At 67.5% G+C, this 18512-nt stretch carries 18 protein-coding genes; 9 read left to right on the plus strand and 9 right to left on the minus strand.

The annotated features are described in order from the left end of the window. The first annotated feature begins 108 nt into the window (after positions 1–108). Positions 109–933 carry an SDR family NAD(P)-dependent oxidoreductase gene (locus ACYQ8K_RS26925; RefSeq protein ID WP_459973917.1) on the plus strand — a complete coding sequence of 275 codons (825 nt, stop codon included), beginning with the start codon at positions 109–111 and terminating at the stop codon, positions 931–933. Here ACYQ8K_RS26925 and ACYQ8K_RS26930 read toward each other — a convergent pair. Genes ACYQ8K_RS26930 through ACYQ8K_RS26945 form a run of 4 tightly spaced genes read right to left on the minus strand, consistent with a single transcriptional unit; the run spans position 922 to position 4379 of the window. Then, positions 922–1485, minus strand: a complete 564-nt coding sequence (locus tag ACYQ8K_RS26930) for a carboxymuconolactone decarboxylase family protein (RefSeq protein ID WP_459973919.1) — start codon at positions 1483–1485, stop codon at positions 922–924. The two genes, ACYQ8K_RS26925 and ACYQ8K_RS26930, sit on opposite strands and share 12 nt — an antisense overlap. A 53-nt stretch (positions 1486–1538) precedes the next feature. Then, a complete protein-coding gene (locus ACYQ8K_RS26935) occupies positions 1539–1934 on the minus strand; it encodes a pyridoxamine 5'-phosphate oxidase family protein (RefSeq protein ID WP_459973921.1) in 396 nt (131 codons plus the stop codon). Between the two features lie 31 nt (positions 1935–1965). After that, on the minus strand, positions 1966–2610 hold the full coding sequence (locus tag ACYQ8K_RS26940; protein WP_076052442.1) for a PPE family protein: 645 nt from the start codon (positions 2608–2610) through the stop codon (positions 1966–1968). A 38-nt stretch (positions 2611–2648) separates the two neighbouring features. Beyond that, on the minus strand, positions 2649–4379 hold the full coding sequence (locus tag ACYQ8K_RS26945; RefSeq protein WP_459973929.1) for an N-acyl-D-amino-acid deacylase family protein: 1731 nt from the start codon (positions 4377–4379) through the stop codon (positions 2649–2651). A 46-nt stretch (positions 4380–4425) separates the two neighbouring features. Here ACYQ8K_RS26945 and ACYQ8K_RS26950 point away from each other — a divergent pair, with 46 nt between their 5' ends. Genes ACYQ8K_RS26950 through ACYQ8K_RS26960 form a run of 3 tightly spaced genes read left to right on the plus strand, consistent with a single transcriptional unit; the run spans position 4426 to position 6205 of the window. Further along, a complete protein-coding gene (locus ACYQ8K_RS26950) occupies positions 4426–4806 on the plus strand; it encodes a VOC family protein (protein WP_459973932.1) in 381 nt (126 codons plus the stop codon). A gap of 21 nt (positions 4807–4827) precedes the next feature. Continuing rightward, positions 4828–5340: a mycothiol transferase gene (locus ACYQ8K_RS26955; protein WP_459973934.1), complete on the plus strand. Its 513-nt coding sequence runs from the start codon at positions 4828–4830 to the stop codon at positions 5338–5340. Between the two features lie 10 nt (positions 5341–5350). Beyond that, positions 5351–6205: a hypothetical protein gene (locus ACYQ8K_RS26960; RefSeq protein ID WP_459973936.1), complete on the plus strand. Its 855-nt coding sequence runs from the start codon at positions 5351–5353 to the stop codon at positions 6203–6205. Between the two features lie 9 nt (positions 6206–6214). Here ACYQ8K_RS26960 and ACYQ8K_RS26965 read toward each other — a convergent pair whose 3' ends face one another. Further along, positions 6215–7951, minus strand: a complete 1737-nt coding sequence (locus ACYQ8K_RS26965; RefSeq protein ID WP_459973938.1) for a cytochrome c biogenesis protein DipZ — start codon at positions 7949–7951, stop codon at positions 6215–6217. 121 nt (positions 7952–8072) lie between these two features. Between ACYQ8K_RS26965 and ACYQ8K_RS26970 the strand changes: the two genes are divergently transcribed. From ACYQ8K_RS26970 to ACYQ8K_RS26980, 3 genes are all read left to right on the plus strand, one after another. Next, positions 8073–8759 carry a TetR family transcriptional regulator gene (locus ACYQ8K_RS26970; RefSeq protein WP_459973940.1) on the plus strand — a complete coding sequence of 229 codons (687 nt, stop codon included), beginning with the start codon at positions 8073–8075 and terminating at the stop codon, positions 8757–8759. A 181-nt stretch (positions 8760–8940) separates the two neighbouring features. Continuing rightward, positions 8941–9489, plus strand: a complete 549-nt coding sequence (locus tag ACYQ8K_RS26975) for an MmpS family transport accessory protein (protein ID WP_459973942.1) — start codon at positions 8941–8943, stop codon at positions 9487–9489. Then, on the plus strand, positions 9486–12416 hold the full coding sequence (locus ACYQ8K_RS26980; protein WP_459973944.1) for an MMPL/RND family transporter: 2931 nt from the start codon (positions 9486–9488) through the stop codon (positions 12414–12416). The genes ACYQ8K_RS26975 and ACYQ8K_RS26980 overlap by 4 nt, the downstream gene beginning before the upstream one ends. 80 nt (positions 12417–12496) lie before the next feature. Here ACYQ8K_RS26980 and ACYQ8K_RS26985 read toward each other — a convergent pair whose 3' ends face one another. The 4 genes from ACYQ8K_RS26985 to ACYQ8K_RS27000 form a co-directional block, all read right to left on the minus strand. Then, the gene (locus ACYQ8K_RS26985) at positions 12497–12949 is read right to left on the minus strand and encodes a DUF5078 domain-containing protein (RefSeq protein WP_459973947.1); all 453 of its coding nucleotides are present in this window, start codon (positions 12947–12949) and stop codon (positions 12497–12499) included. A gap of 79 nt (positions 12950–13028) precedes the next feature. Next, the gene (locus tag ACYQ8K_RS26990; protein WP_459973949.1) at positions 13029–13940 is read right to left on the minus strand and encodes a crotonase/enoyl-CoA hydratase family protein; all 912 of its coding nucleotides are present in this window, start codon (positions 13938–13940) and stop codon (positions 13029–13031) included. 7 nt (positions 13941–13947) lie between these two features. After that, positions 13948–14250, minus strand: a complete 303-nt coding sequence (locus tag ACYQ8K_RS26995; protein WP_459973975.1) for a hypothetical protein — start codon at positions 14248–14250, stop codon at positions 13948–13950. A 19-nt stretch (positions 14251–14269) separates the two neighbouring features. Continuing rightward, complete coding sequence (locus ACYQ8K_RS27000) at positions 14270–16420, minus strand: prolyl oligopeptidase family serine peptidase (RefSeq protein ID WP_459973951.1); 2151 nt, start codon at positions 16418–16420, stop codon at positions 14270–14272. Between the two features lie 66 nt (positions 16421–16486). On the opposite strand from ACYQ8K_RS27000, the gene exaC reads away from it, so the two are divergent. Both exaC and ACYQ8K_RS27010 read left to right on the plus strand, forming a co-directional pair. Beyond that, positions 16487–18010 carry an acetaldehyde dehydrogenase ExaC gene (gene exaC, locus ACYQ8K_RS27005; RefSeq protein WP_459973953.1) on the plus strand — a complete coding sequence of 508 codons (1524 nt, stop codon included), beginning with the start codon at positions 16487–16489 and terminating at the stop codon, positions 18008–18010. Next, complete coding sequence (locus tag ACYQ8K_RS27010) at positions 18010–18495, plus strand: DUF779 domain-containing protein (RefSeq protein WP_459973955.1); 486 nt, start codon at positions 18010–18012, stop codon at positions 18493–18495. Before exaC ends, ACYQ8K_RS27010 begins: the two co-directional genes overlap by 1 nt. Positions 18496–18512 lie beyond the last annotated feature (17 nt).

Genomic DNA, 18512 nt, shown 5'->3' on the forward strand with positions numbered 1-18512 from the left:
CTCCGCATTGGGCGGACGACCACCAATCAGCCGGCTCGCCGCCTGACAACAACGTGTCAGGTCACGACAGCTAGCCGGGAGCTCGCAAGCGGCGAGTAGGTTCAATCCGTGGCCCTTCCGACTCCCGCACCCACCAGCACCGCCGTCGTGACCGGCGCGTCGTCGGGCATCGGCGCCGACATCGCGCGCGAGCTGGCCGACCGCGGCCATGGCGTCACGCTGGTCGCCCGCCGCGAAGAGCGGCTGCGCGAACTGGCCGACGAACTCGCCGGCCGCGTCCGCGTCGAGGTGATCGCCTGCGACGTCGGCGATTCCGTCGCCCGCGCCGGCCTTTTCGAGGAGGTCGAGCGTCGCGGCCTGACCGTCGACATCCTGGTCAACAACGCCGGCATCGGCACCATGGGTTCGGTGACCAAAACCCCCATCGACGACGAGATCGCCCAGGTGCGGGTCAATGTCGAGGCCGTCATCGATCTGAGCACCCGCGCGGTCCAGCAGATGGTGCCGCGCGGCCGCGGCGCGATCCTCAACGTGGGATCCACCGCGGGTTACCAACCCTTTCCCGGACAGGTCGGCTACGCGGCCACCAAGGCGTTCGTCAACAACTACACGCAAGGGCTGCGCGGTGAACTCGCCGGTACCGGCGTCACCGTCGCGCTGCTGTGCCCGGGGCCGGTGCGCACCGAGTTCGTGCAGAGCGCCGGCATGGACGAGCGAGACTTCGCCGACGCGTTCCCGAAATTCATGTGGAAGCCGTCGCGTGAGGTGGCGCGCGCCGGAGTCGACGCGCTCGACCACGACCGCGGCACGGTGATCCCCGGGCTGCCGAGCCAGATCAGCACCCGCCTGTTTCAGTTCATGCCGCGGCGGGTGTTGTTGCCGCTACTGAAGAATCAGCATCCCAGCCTGCGTAGGGACCGCTCAGCGCGCTGACCCGGGCCAGGGTCGCATCCAGCCCTCCACCGGAAGCGCGAGCGCGTTGCACAGCGTGCAGATCGTGCGGTACCAGCCCACGGCGGTGAGCAATTCGATGCGCTGCTCGTCGGAAAGGAAGCGCCCGAGCGCCATCCACGTCGTCTCCGACCACGAGCCGGTGCGCTCGAGCTCGTCCACCGCCTCGATCAGCGTCCGCTCCACCGGGCTCCACCGCGGATCGTCGGGCCCACCGGTGACCAGCGCGTCGCACTCGTCCTCGCTGACGCCCGCGATCGGGCCCCAGAACGCCGCCTGCCCGCCCCACTCGTAGGCACAGCCCACCAACGCGCAGATGCGAAGGATGGCGATGGTCCGGGTACGGCCCGGCAAAAGCGCTGCGACATAAAGGGATTCGCCGAGCTTGCGCAGGCGGGAGGCCAGCGCCGGATGACGCTGCAGGCAACGCACCAAGAGCAGCGGCTCGTAGGTGCGATCGGGGTGACCCCAGCTGTTGATCCCAGTGGCATCTTCTTCGCTCCACGGCGGGGCGAGCGGTGCGACGCGGCTCACGGATGAGACTGTACGGCGCCAGCCCGATGGCGGCGAGCCGCTTGTGATCTCCGCTAGGCCGGCAGCGAGAACACCACGCAGTCGTGCAGGCAGCCCTTGGCGGCGTCGGGGGAGTCGGCGTCACGGTGCAGCAGCGCGCGGGTGGGCACCACGGTCAGGCGGGCGGTCTCGGCGCCGGCCTCAGTCACGTCGGCGGTGCCGTCGACGATCAGTGAGTAGCCGCCGGGCTCGGCAGGCGGCCACAACAGGGTCACGTCGGCGCGCTGGGCGAGGTTGTTGCGGGTGCGCCCGCCGATGAGCCCGACGTCCAGCGCGGCCTCGCGCAGCTGCGGCTCGACCGTCACGGTGTGCACCCGGTATTCGTCGTCGACGGTGACCAAGTACGCATACGGGTAGTCCGCCAGCGCGTCGGCCAGCGCCTGGATATCGACCTTCTTCTTGGTGCGCATGATCTTCCAGGATAGGCGCGGGGTCCCGGCGCTACTGCGGCGCCGAGGGCCGCAGGAACCCGGCGATGCGCGACGTGTACCCGCGGGCGACGGCGCCGGAGCTGGCCGGGCGCGTGACGGCGGTGCTGGTGTTGGAGAAGCCGAGGTTCTGCAGCACCTGGTTCCAGGGCGGCAACTTGGCCACGGCCGCCGACGCGTCGGCGTGATAGCCGAACATCGCCGCGACGTCGGAGGCCCACATCTGCTCGTAGGCCGCCTCGATGTCGGCGATGGCCGGGGTGTTCTGACCCAGGTGATTGTTTGCCGCCAACGCCGACACCAGGGCGCGGTTGGCCGCCACGACGGCCGGTTGCACGGTGGCGGCCAGGGCCACCTCGAAGGCGGTCGCGATGGCCGAGGCCTGATGCGACACCTCTTCGGCCTGCGCGGCGGCCGCGCTGAGCCAGCTCACATACTGGCTGGCCACCGACATCATGGCCGCTGACGACGCGCCCTGCCAGGACCCGCTGGCGAGATCCGTCGTGACCGAAGAAAATGACGAGGCCGACGACGCCAGCTCTTCGGCGAGGCCGTCCCACGCCGCCGCGGCAGCAAGCAGCGGCCCGGGACCTGGACCGGAGAAAATTAGTGCCGAGTTGACTTCTGGCGGCAACCACGCAAAATGCGGGTTCGTCACGGACCCAACTTAGCTGGTATATGCCACTTTTGGTGGCGTTATCGCGAGGCTGCGGGGACAGGCTGGCGACCGCGCACCAACTTGCCTGGCCGGGCGTCGGTGGGAACTCCGTTCTCGGCGATGACTTCGCCGGCCACAATCGTGGCGACATACCCGTCGGCGGTCTGGTCCAGGCGCCGTCCCCCGGCGGGCAGGTCGTAACTGATGATCGGCTTGTGCAGCCGCAACGCGGCGTGGTCGATGACGTTGAGATCGGCCTTGTAGCCGACCGCGATCCGGCCGCGATCGGCCAGCCCGGCGATGCGAGCCGGCACCGACGTGAGTTCGCGAACCGCCTCGGACACGGTGAACCGTCCGGCCTTGCGGTCCCGTGCCCAGTGCGTCAGGAAGTAGGTCGAGTAGCTGGCGTCGCAGATCATCCCGTAGTGCGCGCCGCCGTCGCCGAGACCCAGCACCACATCGTCGCGGTGCAGCAGCTCCCCGACGGTGTCCAGCGAGTTGTTCTGCAGGTTGCTGGTCGCCACCAGCAGCATGGCCCGGCCCTCGTCGTCGAGCAGCCGGTCGTAGGCCTCCTCCATCGGATCCACGCCGCGCGCGCGGGCGCGGGCCCCGATGCTGGTCGACGGGTCGGGCTCGTAGTCCGGGGTGTCGCCCAGCGGGAAGATCCAGTCCCACATCTGGGCCACGTAGAGGATCGGGTGTCCCTGGCCGGGCTTGTCGGCCAGGATCCGGGCGCGGACTTCGGGCTTGCGCATCTCGGCGACCCGCTCGGCCAGCGGCAGGTGCGCGATCTCGCGGTAGCTGGGGTAGAGCACGAACGGGTTGGCCGTCAGTTGCAGGCCGATGATCAACCCGATCGGGCGCGGCAGCAGCTGCGCGGTGATGTCGCCGCCGGCGGCGTTGGCCTTCTCGATCATCGTGATGGCGTCCGGCCAGGACGGGTCGCCCGAGTTGGCGACGACGAGGGTGAAGGTGACCGGCAGGCGTAAGTCCTCGGCGACGTCGAACACCGTCTGCAGCACCGGCTGGTAGCCGCCCGACGGGATGTCGGGAACGAACTGCAGCAGGCCGCCGCCGCCGTCCACGACGCCGCGGGCGATCTGCTCGATCTCCTCCCGCGCCGCCTCGTAACTCGGGATGGGCGAACCGCTTTCGGTCTTGTGGATGGTCAGCCGCGACGACGCGAAGCCCAGCGCGCCGACCTCGATCGCCTCCTTGGCCAGCGCCCGCATCTCGGCCAGGTCCTCGTCGGTGGCCGGCTCGCGGTCGGCGCCGCGCTGACCCATCACGTACACCCGCAGCGGTGAGTGCGGCAGGTACGCGGCCACGTCGATGTCGCGCTTGCCCGACTCGAGCGCGTCCATGTATTCGGGGAACGTCTCCCACGTCCACGGCAGCCCGTCGGTCATGACGACGCCGGGGATGTCTTCCACCCCGGCCATGACGTCGACGAGCACGTCGTGGTCGGACTGGCGGCACGGCGCGAAGCCGACCCCGCAGTTGCCCATCACCACGGTCGTCACCCCGTGCGCCGAGGACGGAGTCAGGCGCTCCGACCAGATGGATTGACCGTCGTAGTGGGTGTGCAGGTCGACGAAGCCGGGCGTGACCAGCAGCCCGGTCGCGTCGATCTCCCGCGCGGCGGTCGCGCCGTTGATCGCGCCCACCGCGGCGATGACGCCGTCCCCCACCGCGACGTCGCCGACGTACGGCTCACCCCCCGAACCGTCGACAATCGTGCCATTGCGGATGATGAGGTCATAGGTCATCTAAATAATCTACGACCGTGGCGGGGGTCGTGCCAGGATCTTTTCCGTGATCGACCACATAGGGATCAACTGCGCCGACTACCCCAAATCGGTGGCCTTCTATGACGGCGTGCTGGGGGTCCTCGGGTACTCACGCCAATTGGATTTCGGTTCGGTGATCGGCTACGGCCGGCCTGGCAAGCCGTCGTTCTGGATCGCCGACGTGGCGGCCGGCGCCGCGGGTGGTCCCAACCGTGAGGTGCACCTGGCGTTCGCCGCGACCGACGAAGACGCGGTGCGCGCCTTTTACGACGCGGCGATTGGGCTGGGCGCGGAGTCGCTGCACGCCCCGCGGCTGTGGCCGGAATATCACCCGGGCTATTTCGGCGCCTTCGTGCGCGATCCGGACGGCAACAACGTCGAGGCCGTTTGGCATGGGAGTTCCTGAGGCGCCCGTAGTGTCGGTGGTATGTCCAACGCCGACGCCGCTACCCAAGAACTCCTGCGCGACGCGTTCACCCGGTTGATCGAACACGTCGACGAGCTGACCGAGGGCCTGACCGAGGAGGTGTCCGGCTACCGGCCCGCCCCGAACGCCAACAGCATCGCCTGGCTGCTCTGGCACAGCGCGCGGGTGCAGGACATCCAGCTGGCCGACGTGGCCGGCGTCGAGCAGGTGTGGTTTCGCGACGGCTGGGTGGACCGGTTCGGACTGGACCTGCCGCGCGACGACAGCGGTTACGGGCACAAGCCCGATGACGTGGCCAAGGTGCAGGCGCCCGCGAACCTGCTGTCCGGCTACTACCACGCGGTGCACAAGCTCACCCTCGAATACATCGCCGGGGTCACCGCCGAGGAGCTGGCCCGCGTGGTGGACACCAACTGGGACCCGCCGGTGACGGCCAGCGCACGGCTGGTGAGCATCATCGACGACTGCGCCCAGCACCTCGGGCAGGCCGCGTACGTGCGGGGGATTGCGTAGATTCGCAGGCGTGCGATTCGCGGCGACCGTGCTGTTGTGGCTCATCACCACGCTCGCGCTGGCGGTCGCGATCCCCGCGGCGTGGACGCAACTGCACGTCGTTGACGCCGACGGCTACGCCGCGCTGGCGCAGCGCGCGGCGACCGACCCGGCTCTGCAGTCGGCGATGGCATCCGAATTGTCCACCCGGGCAATGACTCTCATCGCTGAGCGTGGTGGGGGCCGATCGCCGGTCGACGGTTCCGAGGTGCACGACGCCGCCCGGGCCTTCACCGCCGGCCCGGCGTTTCCGCCGCTGTTCGCCCAGGCCAACCGCGCGGCGCACGGCTGGCTGTTCGGCGACCCGGGGGCCGGCGACGCCGGCAACCAATGGGCTGTCGACGTGGCGCCGATGCTCAACGACGACGCGATTAGGCCGCTGCTCAGCCGTCACAACGTCACCGTCCCCACGAAACTCACTGTCCCGCTTACTGTTTCGGTCCCGCACTCGATGCGCCAGGGCCGGCTGAGCCGGCTGTCCACCTGGGGCCCGTGGGTGAGTGTGGGCGCGGCGGCGCTGTGCGGTGTCTGCGCGCTACTCACGGTGGCCGCCGCGCGGCGCCGCGGGAAGGCGCTGAGCAGCCTGGGCGTCTCGGCGCTGCTCGTGGGCGCGGGCGGATGGGCGGGCATCGAGGTTGCCCGGCGCTACCTCAACGATGCGCTCAACCACACCACCGGCAATGTACGCAGTGTCGCCGAGGTGATGGTCGACCACGCCGAAGCCGGTCTGCACCAATGGCTCAACGCCACGCTGCTCGCCGGCACAGCGCTGGTGGGGGTCGGCGTGGTGGTCGCGATGCTGGGCAGCCTCGCGAAGAAATCGTGAACCCGGCAGCTAGCCGAACGTGAACGAAAACACCTGCAGGCCCTTGGTGACCTGCATGTCCAGCTGATCGCGGTGTGCGGAGTCGTCGGCGACGATCCGGTGCAACGTGGGCGCTCCGCCGATCGGCGTCGTGGTGGTCTTGCCGTCGCGGGTCACGGTGAGCGTGCCGGTGCCGCCGACGACGGCGTAGACGTCTTTCGCGGTGTAGTTCAGCCGGACGGCGGAGTCGTCGCCGTCGGCCGTGGCCCCCTGGTCGTCCAGGGTCCAGAGGCCGCGCAGGGCGAACTTGTCGTCGGCCAGGTTCGGCGGGAAGCTCAGCGTGCCCGACTTGTATTCCCCACTGCCGCCGTAGTTTCCGGACTTGCCGACGCCCAGGTAGGTCTCGGGTGTGAGCATGGTCCGCGGTGTGGTGTCGGTCCCGTGCACCCCGGCGGGTAGCTGGGCGCCGGGATGGGCGCCGACGAGAAGGTCACGGATCAGCTTCTCGGTGTCGTCGTAATCGCCCTCGCCGAACTTGGTATGCCGCACTTGCCCATTCGTGTCGATCAGATACTCGGCCGGCCAGTACAGGTTCTGAAAGCTGTTCCACGTCGCGTAGTCGTTGTCCAGCGCGATGGGATAGGTGATGTGCAGGTCGGCGGCGCCGCTGGCCACGTTGGCGGGCACCCGCTCGAAGGCGTACTCGGGGGTGTGCACCCCGATGACGAGGAACCCGCTGTCCCGATACCGGTTGTACCAATCGATTACGTGCGGGATGGCGCGCTGACAGTTGATGCACGAGTAGGCCCAGAAGTCGATCAGGATCACCTTGCCGCGCACCGATGCCGGGTCCAGCGGCCTGTCGTCCGGGGTGTTGAGCCACCCGGTGACGCCGGTGAGGGCGGGCGCGGGTCCGCACTGTTGCAGCTCGGCGGTGCCGCTGGTGCAATCGCCGAGCGCGCCGTCGATGGTGGTGCCGGGCCGGCTCAGCGGCAGCCCGGTGCCCTGGTTCGGCTGCTGCACCGGGGCCGAACCCAGGCTGCGCTCGATGTCGTTGGCTCCCAGCTTGTTCTGCATCGCGGTCGTGTAGTCGGGGACGGCGCGCTGCAGCATCGCCGGCAGGTTGAACACCAGCGCCACGGCCAGCACGATCATCGCGATCCCGCCGGCGACCTGAATGACGCGCTGGCGGCGGCGGAACGCGGTCACTCGTTCGGCGACGCGCCGACCGGCCAGCGCGAAGGCCAGCAGCGGCAACGCGTTGCCGAGGGCGAACGTCGCGGTCAGCACCAGCGCGCCGGCCCCGATCGACGAGGTCCCGCCGGCCACCACGATGGCGGCCAGCACCGGACCCGCGCACGGCACATACAGGGCGCCCAGCGTCAGACCCAGGCCGAAACCATCTGTCCCCGAACCGATCTGGCGCTGCGGAAAATACGCGAACGGCCGCTCGAGCAGGTGCTGGACGGGCGGGAAGATCAACCCGAGGCCGATCAGGACCAATACCACCAGTGCGGCCCACCGGATCGCGTCCTGCGGCAGGTGCAGCGCCGTCAGCAGCGCGGAACCGATCAGCGTGGCCAGGCTGAAACTGCACACCAGGCCGGCGATCACCAGGTATGGCCGTGTCGCGGACCGCACGCCGCGGGAGCCGGCTCGGCTGCTGTCCATGCCGGACAGCAGAATCACCGGGAGCACCGGCAGGATGCACGGGGAGATGCCGGTGATCAGGCCGCCGAGAAACCCGATCAGGGCGATGGTCTGCACGCGCTACTCGGGCTGGCTCGACGGGCGCCGGACGATGAGCATGGTTACACCTTTACCTGTTTTGCCGCCGCCGAGTGACGCGGCACAAATCACGCGACGTGCGTTATGCAAATCACACAATGTGCGTTACGCTCAGCCGGTGGCGCAACTAACATTCCAGCGCGCCCGCACAGAGGAAAAGAAGCGCCAACGTGCGGAGGCCCTCGTGGAAGCCGCACGCTCGTTGGCCATGGAAACGGGCGTCGCGTCGGTTACCCTGACCGCGGTCGCCAGCCGTGCCGGGATTCACTATTCGGCGGTGCGCCGCTACTTCACCTCGCACAAGGAAGTTCTGCTGCACCTGTCGGCCGAAGGCTGGGTGCGGTGGTCGAATACCGTGTCGGAGAAGCTGGCCGAGCCCGGCGCGAAGTCACCGTCGCGCATCGCCGAGACGCTCGCCGAGGCCCTGGCCGACGACCCGTTGTTCTGCGACCTGCTGGCCAACCTGCACCTGCACCTCGAACACGAGGTGGACGCCGAACGGGTCATCGAAGTCAGGCGGATCAGCACCGCGGCCACACTGTCGCTGGCCGACGCGATCGGCAGCGCGCTGCCCGAGCTCGGGCGATCGGGCTCGCTGGACATCTTGCTGGCCGCGTACTCGCTGGCGGCCACGCTGTGGCAGGTTGCGAACCCGCCGGAGAAGCTGACCGACGTCTACGCCGAAGAGCCGGAAGTCGTTCCGCCCGAATGGAATCTGGACTTCGCATCCGCCCTTACCCGCCTGCTGACGGCCACCTGCATCGGCCTGATCTCGGAATCCTCATGAACCAGAAAGGAGGCCGGAGCGCTGTGGCTTGGCGAACTGCAACCGGTGAGGACGGTCCCGAACTCTGCGAGCGGCCGCTGGATACCAAGCGCCGCAGCGACACCCACAAGCTGTGGGGCGTCGCTAGGGTTGCACGTAGGCCGTTGATTGTTTCGCCCGTGGTGAAGGACTTGAAGCGCCCATGACGACGACTGAGCCAAGGACGGAGCCGCTAATGAAGCAGGGCTCGGCCGGCAGCGAGGGCAACAACGACGCCCCACAGCGCGCCAAGAAGAAGGGGTTGCTAAGCCGTTTCTGGCTGGTGCTCACGATCGCAGCTGTCGTCGCGCTGTCGGGATTCGTCGTATACCGGTTGCACGGCGTCTTCGGCGTTCACAAGGGTTCGTTCGGTGGCGGCACCTCGGGCGAGGTCCTCGACGAGTTCAACGCCAAGACGATCACGCTCCAGGTCTGGGGCCCACCGGGCAGCACGGCAACCATCAACTACCTCGACGAAAACTCCCATCCGCAGCAGGCCCTCAACGTGCCCTTGCCCTGGAACAAAGTATTGAGTTCAACGAAGCCCGGCATCCCGGCAAACCTGGTGGCGCAAGGAGACGGCAGTTGGATCGCCTGCCAGTTCGTCGTGAACAAGCACGACGGGAGCGGTGACGTCATCAAGACTCCGAATCGCTCAGATCCCAACCAAACAGTGAACGCCTTCGTCTATTGCCTGGACAAGTCCGCATGAGCGAGCCAAGCGAGGCTCCGCCGCGCGTCGACCAGCCGCTGATCCCGCCGTTCCTGCCGCGGATGATCCATCGGCTGGCCCTGCCGATCGTCCTGGTGTGGTTGGGCATCGTGTTCGTCACCAACACCGTGGCCCCGCAGCTGGAGGTCGTCGCCAAAACCCACTCGGTGTCGATGAGTCCGACTGACGCGGCGTCGTTTCAGTCGATGATGAAGGTCGGATCGACGTTCAAAGAGTTCAACTCCGACAACTCGGCCATGATCCTGCTGGAGGGCGACAAGCCACTCGGGCCCGAGGCTCATCGCTATTACGACGAGATCGTCAGGCGCGTCGAGCAAGACAAGAAGCACGTTCAGCACGTCCAGGATTTCTGGAGTGATCCGCTGACGGCGGCGGGTTCCCAGAGCCACGATCAAAAGGCCGCGTACGTCCAGGTCTACCTCGCCGGCAACATGGGCGGCGGGCTGGCGAACGAGTCTGCCGCGGCCGTCCGCAAGATCGTGGACTCGGTGCCCGCGCCACCGGGAATCAAGGCATACGTCACCGGCGCGGGTCCGCTGTTCGCTGATCAGTCCCACGCGGGTGAGAAGGGCGTCGCGAAGGTCACGCTCGTCACTTTTTTGGTGATCGTGGTGATGCTGCTGTTCGTCTACCGGTCGGTAGTCACCATGCTGATCATGCTGGTGATGGTCTTCATCGAGTTGGCAGCGGCCCGTGGTGTCGTCGCGGTCCTGGGAAACTACGGAGTCATCGGGCTTTCCACCTTCGCCAATAACATGCTGGTGCTGATGGCGATCGCCGCCGGAACGGACTACGCGATCTTTGTGGTGGGCCGCTACCACGAAGCACGCGGGTTGGGCGAGTCGCGCGAAAAAGCGTTCTACACCATGTTTCACAGCACCGCGCATGTCGTGCTCGGGTCGGGCCTGACCATCGCCGGCGCGATGTACTGCCTGAGCTTCTGCCGGTTGCCCTATTTCGAGTCGCTGGGTGTGCCGTGTGCCGTCGGCATGCTGGTGGCGGTTCTCGCCGCGTTGACGCTGGGCCCAGCGGTGCTGACGGTGGCGTCGTTCTTCAAGCTCATGGATCCAAAGCGCACGCTGCAGACCCGGGGCTGGCGTCGCATGGGCACCGCGGTCGTCCGTTGGCCCGCACCGGTTCTCGCGGTGACCATCGGGGTCGCACTGGTTGGTCTGCTCGCCCTGCCCGGTTACAAGACGGACTACGACAACCGCCACTTCCTGCCGGCGGACACCCCGGCCAATGTCGGCTATGCCGCCGCCGACCGGCACTTCGACCAGGCTCGTCTCAATCCCGAGCTGTTGATGATCGAGACCGATCACGACCTGCGGAACCCGGCCGACTTCATTGTCCTGGACAAGGTCGCCAAGGCGGTCTTCCACATCCCCGGTATCGGCCGGGTGCAGACCATCACCCGGCCGTTGGGCACGCCGCTCGACCACAGCACCCTCGGGTTTCAGATGGGCGCGCAAGCCGCGGGCCGGATCCAGACCCAGCACTATCAGGACGAGCAGGCGGCGAACCTGCTCAAGCAGGCGGACGAGCTGCACAAGACGATGGCAACGCTGCACGAGCAGATGCAGGTCACCCAGGATCTGAGCAACACCACCCACGAAACCACCAGGCTCACCAAGGAAACCGTGCAGATCACCGAGAAGTTGCGCGACGACATCGCCAACTTCGACGATTTCCTCCGGCCGATCCGTAGCTACTTCTACTGGGAGAAGCATTGCTACGACATCCCGGTCTGCTGGGCGCTCCGGTCGGTCTTCAACGCGCTCGACGGCATCGACCAGGTCGCCGAGAACATCGTGAACCTGAGCGCGAACCTGGACAAGCTGGATCGGATCCAGCCCAAGCTGGTGGCGCTGATACCGCCGCAGATCGAGAGCCAGCAGCGCAACCTCGACACCATCATGTCGAACTATGCGATCACGCAGGGCCTCAACGAACAGGCGAGAGCGCAGTCCGACAACGCCACTGCGCAGGGCGACGCCTTCGACAAAGCGAAGAACGACGACACGTTCTACCTTCCGCCGGAGGCGTTCAAGAGCCCGGATTTCGCGCGCGGCCTCAAGCAGTTCATCTCGCCGAACGGGCACGCCGTCCGGCTGATCATCTCCCATGAAGGCGACCCGGCGACTCCCGAAGGCATCAACCACATCGAACCGATCAAGCAGGCCGTGCACGAGGCGATCAAGGGCACCCCCTGGGAGGGCGCCAAGGTCTACCTCGGCGGCACCGCCGCGACATACAAGGACATGCACGACGGCTCCGACATCGACCTGCTGATTGCCGGAATCGCCGCGGCCACTTTGATTTTCATCATCATGCTGGTGATCACCCGAAGCGTCGTGGCGGCCGTCGTGATCGTCGGTACGGTGTTGCTGTCGCTGGGCGCCTCGTTCGGACTCTCCGTGCTCTTATGGCAGTACATCCTGGGTATGAAGTTGCACTGGATGGTGCTGGCGATGGCGGTCATCCTGCTGCTGGCGGTCGGCTCGGACTACAACCTGCTGCTGATATCGCGGTTCAAAGAGGAAATCCACGCCGGGCTCAAAACCGGGACGATCCGCGCGATGGCCGGTTCGGGTTCGGTGGTGACCTCCGCCGGTCTGGTGTTCGCCGCCACCATGGCCACGTTCATGTTCAGCCCGCTGCTGGTGATGGCCCAGGTGGGGACGACGATCGCGCTGGGTCTGCTGTTCGACACCTTGATCGTGCGGTCGTTCATGACACCGTCGCTGGCCACCCTGCTCGGGCGCTGGTTCTGGTGGCCGCAGCACGTGCGACCCCGGCCGGCCAGCACCATGCTGCGACCGTACGGACCGCGTCCCGCCGTGCGCGAGCTGATCCTCAACGACGTCGACGAGCACCCAGCGGGCGGAGTGGTACAACCGCGCTGACCGGGGGGCGCCGCTGGAGTCGAGTCAGCGCGCGCAGCTGACCCCCAACAGGGGACCGAATAGTGTTGAAGCTGCGGGGATTACGCCCAGTTCCACACCGACATGTCGCCGGGCGGGTACTGGTTGCAGATGTCGGTGGCCTTGGCCACCACGCCCTTGTTGTTCCAGAAGATCTTCATGTGGTTCGGCCAGGCCACCCACAGCGGATCGGACACGGGCGCGTAGAAGTTCTCGGAGTAGTTCCGGCGGTCCTCCGGCGACAGCGAGTAGAACCAGTGCGCCTTGTCGATGGTCGCCTGCTGCACGTTCGGGTGGTTGTTGAAGTCGATCATGTAGCGCTGGTAGTACACCGGGCTGGTGTCCCGCGAGGCCGCCAGGATCTGCTCGGCGTCGCACGTCGTATTGATCATTCGACGGGGGACCGGGAAGTCCTCCGTGGAGTCGGCTACCGCGGTCGACGGGAAAATCGCAGCGGTAACACCCAGAGCAAGGAACGCGGCGCCTGCACGCAGGCCGGTACTCAGCCGAGACATAGCAATTACGGTAACACTTTTTGGCCCGCCGGGAACAGTTCCCAGGTCACTGCCAGGAGTTCGCTAGTGCATCTCAGTATCAGTCGCGATCAGGGACGATGACGTGGGTCGGGTCGGGCCGCAGCTCCGGAGGGGCCTGACTGTAGTCGCCGAAGGGGCCGTCGCGGCGCTCGATCGCGGCCCGCACCCCGTCGGCCTCGGCGGTCTTGATGAAGGCCAGCGCGTCGGGGGTATTGCGCATCAGGCCGTCGAGGATGCCGCCCAGGGTCTGGGTGGACGCCAGCCCCATGTTCTCGTAGGCCTGGTTGACGATCAGCTTTTGCGCCTGCAACTGCGACAGAGGAACCTGCGCCAGCTCGGCAGCGATCTCGGCGACCCGCGCCTCCAGCCGCTCGAATGGCACAGCCTCGTTGATCAACTCGATCTCGGCGGCCTGCACACCGGTCAGCGGACGGCCGGTCAGCGAGTGCCACTTCGCCTTGGCCAGGCTCAGCCGGTAGAGCCACATCCCGGTCAGATAGGCCCCCCACATCCTGCTGTAGGGCGTGCCGATCACGGCGTCCTCGCTGGCGACGATGATGTCGGCGCACAGCGCGTAGTCGCTGGCCCCGCCCACGCACCAGCCGTGCACCTGCGCGATCACCGGCTTGGACGCCCGCCAGATGGCCATGAATTTCTGCGTCGGCCCGGTCTCGCGGGCGCTGACCATCGCGAAGTCCTTGCCGGGATCCCATTTCCCGTCGGTCATCATCGCCTCGCCCCAGTGCTGGAACCCGCCGCCGAAGTCGTAGCCGCCGGAGAAGGACCGGCCCGCGCCGCGCAGCACGATGACCTTGATCGCCGGGTCGCGCTCCGCCAGCCCGATCGCTGCCTCGATCTCGTCGGGCATCGGCGGCACGATGGTGTTGAGCTGCTCCGGACGGTTCAGCGTGACGGTGGCAACCGGGCCGGACGTCCGGTACAGCAGGGTCTGGAAGTCGCTGGTCGGCATAGCTTCCTTAGGGGTCGGGCTGACGGTTCTCCGGCGAGGACGCATAGATTCGCCCGCCGATCTTCAGATACGGCGTGGTGAGGTAGGCCGAGAACGCGATGATCGCGGAGAAGACCGCCGCCGCCGCCACGCCGTTCGGCCAGAGCTGGCCGGTCCCGAACGCAAAGCAGACGACGCCGATGATCGCGGTCGCCCAGTAGAATCGCCGGCCGGCGCGACGGTGCTTGACGAAGCGATAGCGCGCCTGTGCCGCCGAGGCCAGGATGAAGATCAACCCCGTCGCGAGCAGGGTGAGTTCGATGCGTTGCATTGCGGACACGTCGACGATCCTATGGCCGCGTGAGCGTCTGCCATAGGAACGAGTAGGTGAGCGCCGACTTGAACGCCACCTGCTCGTTGTCCGCCGCGCCGGCGTGCCCGCCCTCGATGTTCTCGTAATAGAAGACCGGATGACCGGCGGCCTCGAGCGCCGCCGTCATCTTGCGGGCGTGACCCGGATGCACCCGGTCGTCGCGGGTGGAGGTGGTCATCAGCACCGGCGGGTAGCGGCGCGTCGTCGAAATGTTTTGGTAGGGCGAGTATTCGGAGATGAACGCCCAGTCGTCGGGGTTGTCGGGATCGCCGTATTCGGCGACCCACGAGGCGCCGGCCAGCAGCAGGTGATAGCGCTTCATGTCCAGCAGGGGCACGCTGCACACCAGCGCGCCGAATTTCTCCGGGTACTGGGTCAACATGATGCCCATCAGCAGGCCCCCGTTGCTGCCGCCCTGCGCCCCGAGCTGTTCGACCGTGGTGATGCCGCGATCCACCAAATCGGTTGCCACGGCGGCGAAGTCCTCGGCCACCTTGTGCCGACCCTCGCGCATCGCCTGCGTGTGCCAGCCGGGGCCGTACTCGCCGCCGCCGCGAATGTTGGCCAGCACATACGTGCCGCCACGGGCCAGCCACAGCCGGCCCAGCACGCCGCTGTAACCCGGCGTGTTCGACGATTCGAAGCCGCCGTAGCCGTAGAGCAGGGTGGGCGCCGGCCCGTCCGAAGCCTGCGGACCGCCGGGCCGCACCACGAAGTAGGGGATCGAGGTGCCGTCCCGCGATGCGACGAAATTCTGTGTCACCGAGATGTTTTCGGCATCGAAGAAACCAGGGGCGGACTTGATCTGTTCGAGTCTCCCGTCGTCGGTGCCGCGCATCAGCCGCGACGGCGAGTCGAATCCGCTGGAATCCAGGAAGAACTCGTCGCCGGTGTCGTCGGCGGAGACGACCACGGTGTTGGTCGCGGCGGGGATGCCGGCCAACGGCTCGCGCCGCCAGTCACCCGGTGACGATCGCAAGCGCGGCGGAGCCGGGCGCAGCGGGTCGTCACGCGATGCCGGTGACGATCGCAAGCGCGGCGGAGCCGGGCGCAGCGGGTCGTCACGCGATGGCGGCGTGACGATCTCCACGCGGCTGGCCACGTCGGCCAGCGAGACGAGCAGCAGCCGAGCCTGGGTCCATGCGTAGTGGTTGAGGGCGGTGTGCTCGTCGGGTTCGAAGACGACCTGCAATTGCGCTGTGCCGGCAAGGAATTCGTCGTAGTTCGCGGCCAGCAGCGACCCGGCGGTGTAGGTGGCCTCGCCCAACGACCAGTCGCTGCGCAGCTCGATCAGCAGCCACTCGCGGTGCAGGCTCACGCTGGCATCGGTGGGCGCGTCGATGCGGATGAGTTCCGACCCGCGCAACTCGTAGACCTCCTCGTTCCAGAAGTCCAGCGCGCGGCCGATCAGAGTGCGCTCGTAGCCGGGGATCCGGCTGGTGCTGGCCGCCACGTTGACGTCGGAACGCGCCCCCTCGAACACCGTCTCGGCCTCGGCGAGGGGGGTGCCGCGGCGCCAGCGTTTGACCACCCGCGGATAGCCGGAATCGGTCAGCGAATCGGGGCCGAAGTCGGTGCCCACCAGCACGGTGTCCGGATCGGCCCAGCTGACCTGCGACTTGGCCTCCGGAAGCTCGAACCCGTCGTCGACGAATTGCCTTGTCAGCATGTCGAATTCACGTACGATGGAGGCGTCCGAGCCGCCGCGGGACAGGCTGACCAGCGCGCGGGTGTATTCGGGATAGATGACACCGGCACCGGCCCACACCCATTTCTCGCCGTCGGCCCGACCCAGCTCGTCGACGTCGATCAGCACGTCCCACTCGGGGGACTCGGTGCGGTAGCTGTCCAGTGTCGTGCGCCGCCACAGGCCCCGGGGGTTGGCCGCGTCACGCCAGAAGTTGTAGAGGTGCTCGCCGCGGCGGACCACGTAGGGGATGCGGGCGTCGGTGTCGAGCACCTCGAGCGCCTCGGTGCGCATCCGCTCGAAGCTGTCGTCGCGAAAACGCGCCAGCGTCGGCTCGTTGCGCGCCCGCACCCAGTCCAGCGCCTCGTCGCCGGTGACGTCCTCGAGCCACAGGTACGGATCGTGGTTGTCTTCGGGGGCGGCGTGAGCTTGCGACGTCATGGAAGCCATTGTGGCGCCGGCGGTAGTGTGAGGTGAATTACACAGCCGAGTGAGGGGTGAGAGCAGATGACTGTTTTCGCACGTCCAGGTTCTGCCGGGGCATTGATGTCATATGAATCCCGCTACCAGAACTTCATCGGCGGGCAGTGGGTCGCCCCGGTCAAGGGGCGTTACTTCGAGAACCCGACACCGGTCACCGGCCAGACGTTCTGCGAGGTGGCCCGCTCCGACGAGGCCGACATCGACAGGGCGCTCGACGCCGCGCACGCGGCGGCTCCGGCGTGGGGCAAGACGGCGCCGGCCGAGCGGGCTGCGATCCTGAACAAGATCGCGGACCGCATCGAGGAGCACACCGCCGCGCTGGCGGTGGCCGAGGTGTGGGACAACGGCAAGCCGATCCGCGAGGCGCTGGCCGCCGACATTCCGTTGGCCGCCGACCACTTCCGCTACTTCGCCGCCGCGCTGCGCGCGCAGGAGGGCTCGCTGTCGCAGATCGACGAGGACACCGTGGCCTACCACTTCCACGAGCCGCTCGGCGTGGTCGGGCAGATCATCCCGTGGAACTTCCCCATCCTGATGGGCGCCTGGAAGCTGGCTCCCGCGCTGGCCGCCGGCAACGCGGTGGTGCTCAAACCCGCAGAGCAGACGCCGGTTTCGATCCTCTACCTGATGTCGCTGATCGGCGACCTGGTGCCGCCCGGGGTGATCAACGTCGTCAACGGCTTCGGCGCCGAGGCCGGCAAGCCGCTGGCCTCAAGCAACCGGATCGCCAAGATCGCGTTCACCGGCGAGACCACCACCGGGCGGCTGATCATGCAGTACGCGTCGCAGAACCTGATCCCGGTGACCCTGGAGCTCGGCGGCAAGAGCCCCAACATCTTCTTCTCCGACGTGATGGCCAAGGCCGACGATTACCAGGACAAGGCGCTGGAGGGCTTCACCATGTTCGCCCTCAACCAGGGCGAGGTGTGCACCTGCCCGTCGCGCAGCCTGGTCCAGGCCGACATCTACGACGAGTTTCTCGAGCTGGCCGCGATCCGCACCAAGGCGGTCCGCCAGGGCGATCCGCTGGACAGTGAGACCATGCTGGGGTCGCAGGCGTCCAACGATCAGCTGGAAAAGGTGTTGTCCTATATCGAGATCGGCAAGGACGAGGGCGCCAAGGTGATCACCGGCGGCGAGCGCGCCGAGCTCGGCGGCGACCTGTCCGGCGGGTTCTACATGCAGCCCACCATCTTCGGCGGCAACAACAAGATGCGGGTGTTCCAGGAGGAGATCTTCGGGCCGGTGGTGACGGTGACGTCGTTCGCCGACTACGACGACGCCATCTCGATCGCCAACGACACCCTCTACGGCCTGGGCGCGGGGGTGTGGAGCCGCGACGGCAACACCGCGTATCGGGCCGGGCGCGATATCCAGGCCGGCCGGGTGTGGGTGAACTGCTACCACGTCTATCCCGCCCACGCGGCGTTCGGCGGCTACAAGCAGTCCGGCATCGGCCGGGAGAACCACAAGATGATGCTCGACCACTACCAGCAGACCAAGAACATGCTGGTGTCCTACTCCGAGAAGGCGCAAGGGTTCTTCTGATGGTCGCGCCAGCTGGGGTGGTCATCACCGTCCCGGCCGCCGAGGTGCTGACCCGGCTGCAGGCGACCTATGGCCCGGTGATGTTCCACCAGTCCGGCGGCTGCTGCGACGGCTCGTCGCCGATGTGTTACCCGCTCGGCGAGTTCCTCGTCGGTGACCGCGACGTGTTGCTCGGCGTGCTCGACGTCGGGACGGACGGCGTGCCGGTGTGGATTTCGGGCCCGCAGTACGCGGCGCACTACCGCGACAAGCACACCCAACTGGTCATCGACGTGGTGCCGGGCCGCGGCGGCGGGTTCAGCCTGGAGGCGCCCGACGGGGTGCGGTTCCTGTCCCGCGGCCGCGTCTTCACCGACGAAGAGCGTGCGGCGCTGGCCACCGCGGCGGTGATCACCGGCGCCGACTACGAACGCGGTGAACGGCCCGGGGCGCGCGGCGCGGTGGTGGCTGACGCGGCCTCGGCGACGCACTCCCCGCGCCGGTAGCCGCAGTACAGTCGGGA

The sequence above is a fragment of the Mycobacterium sp. MUNTM1 genome (assembly GCF_054660795.1).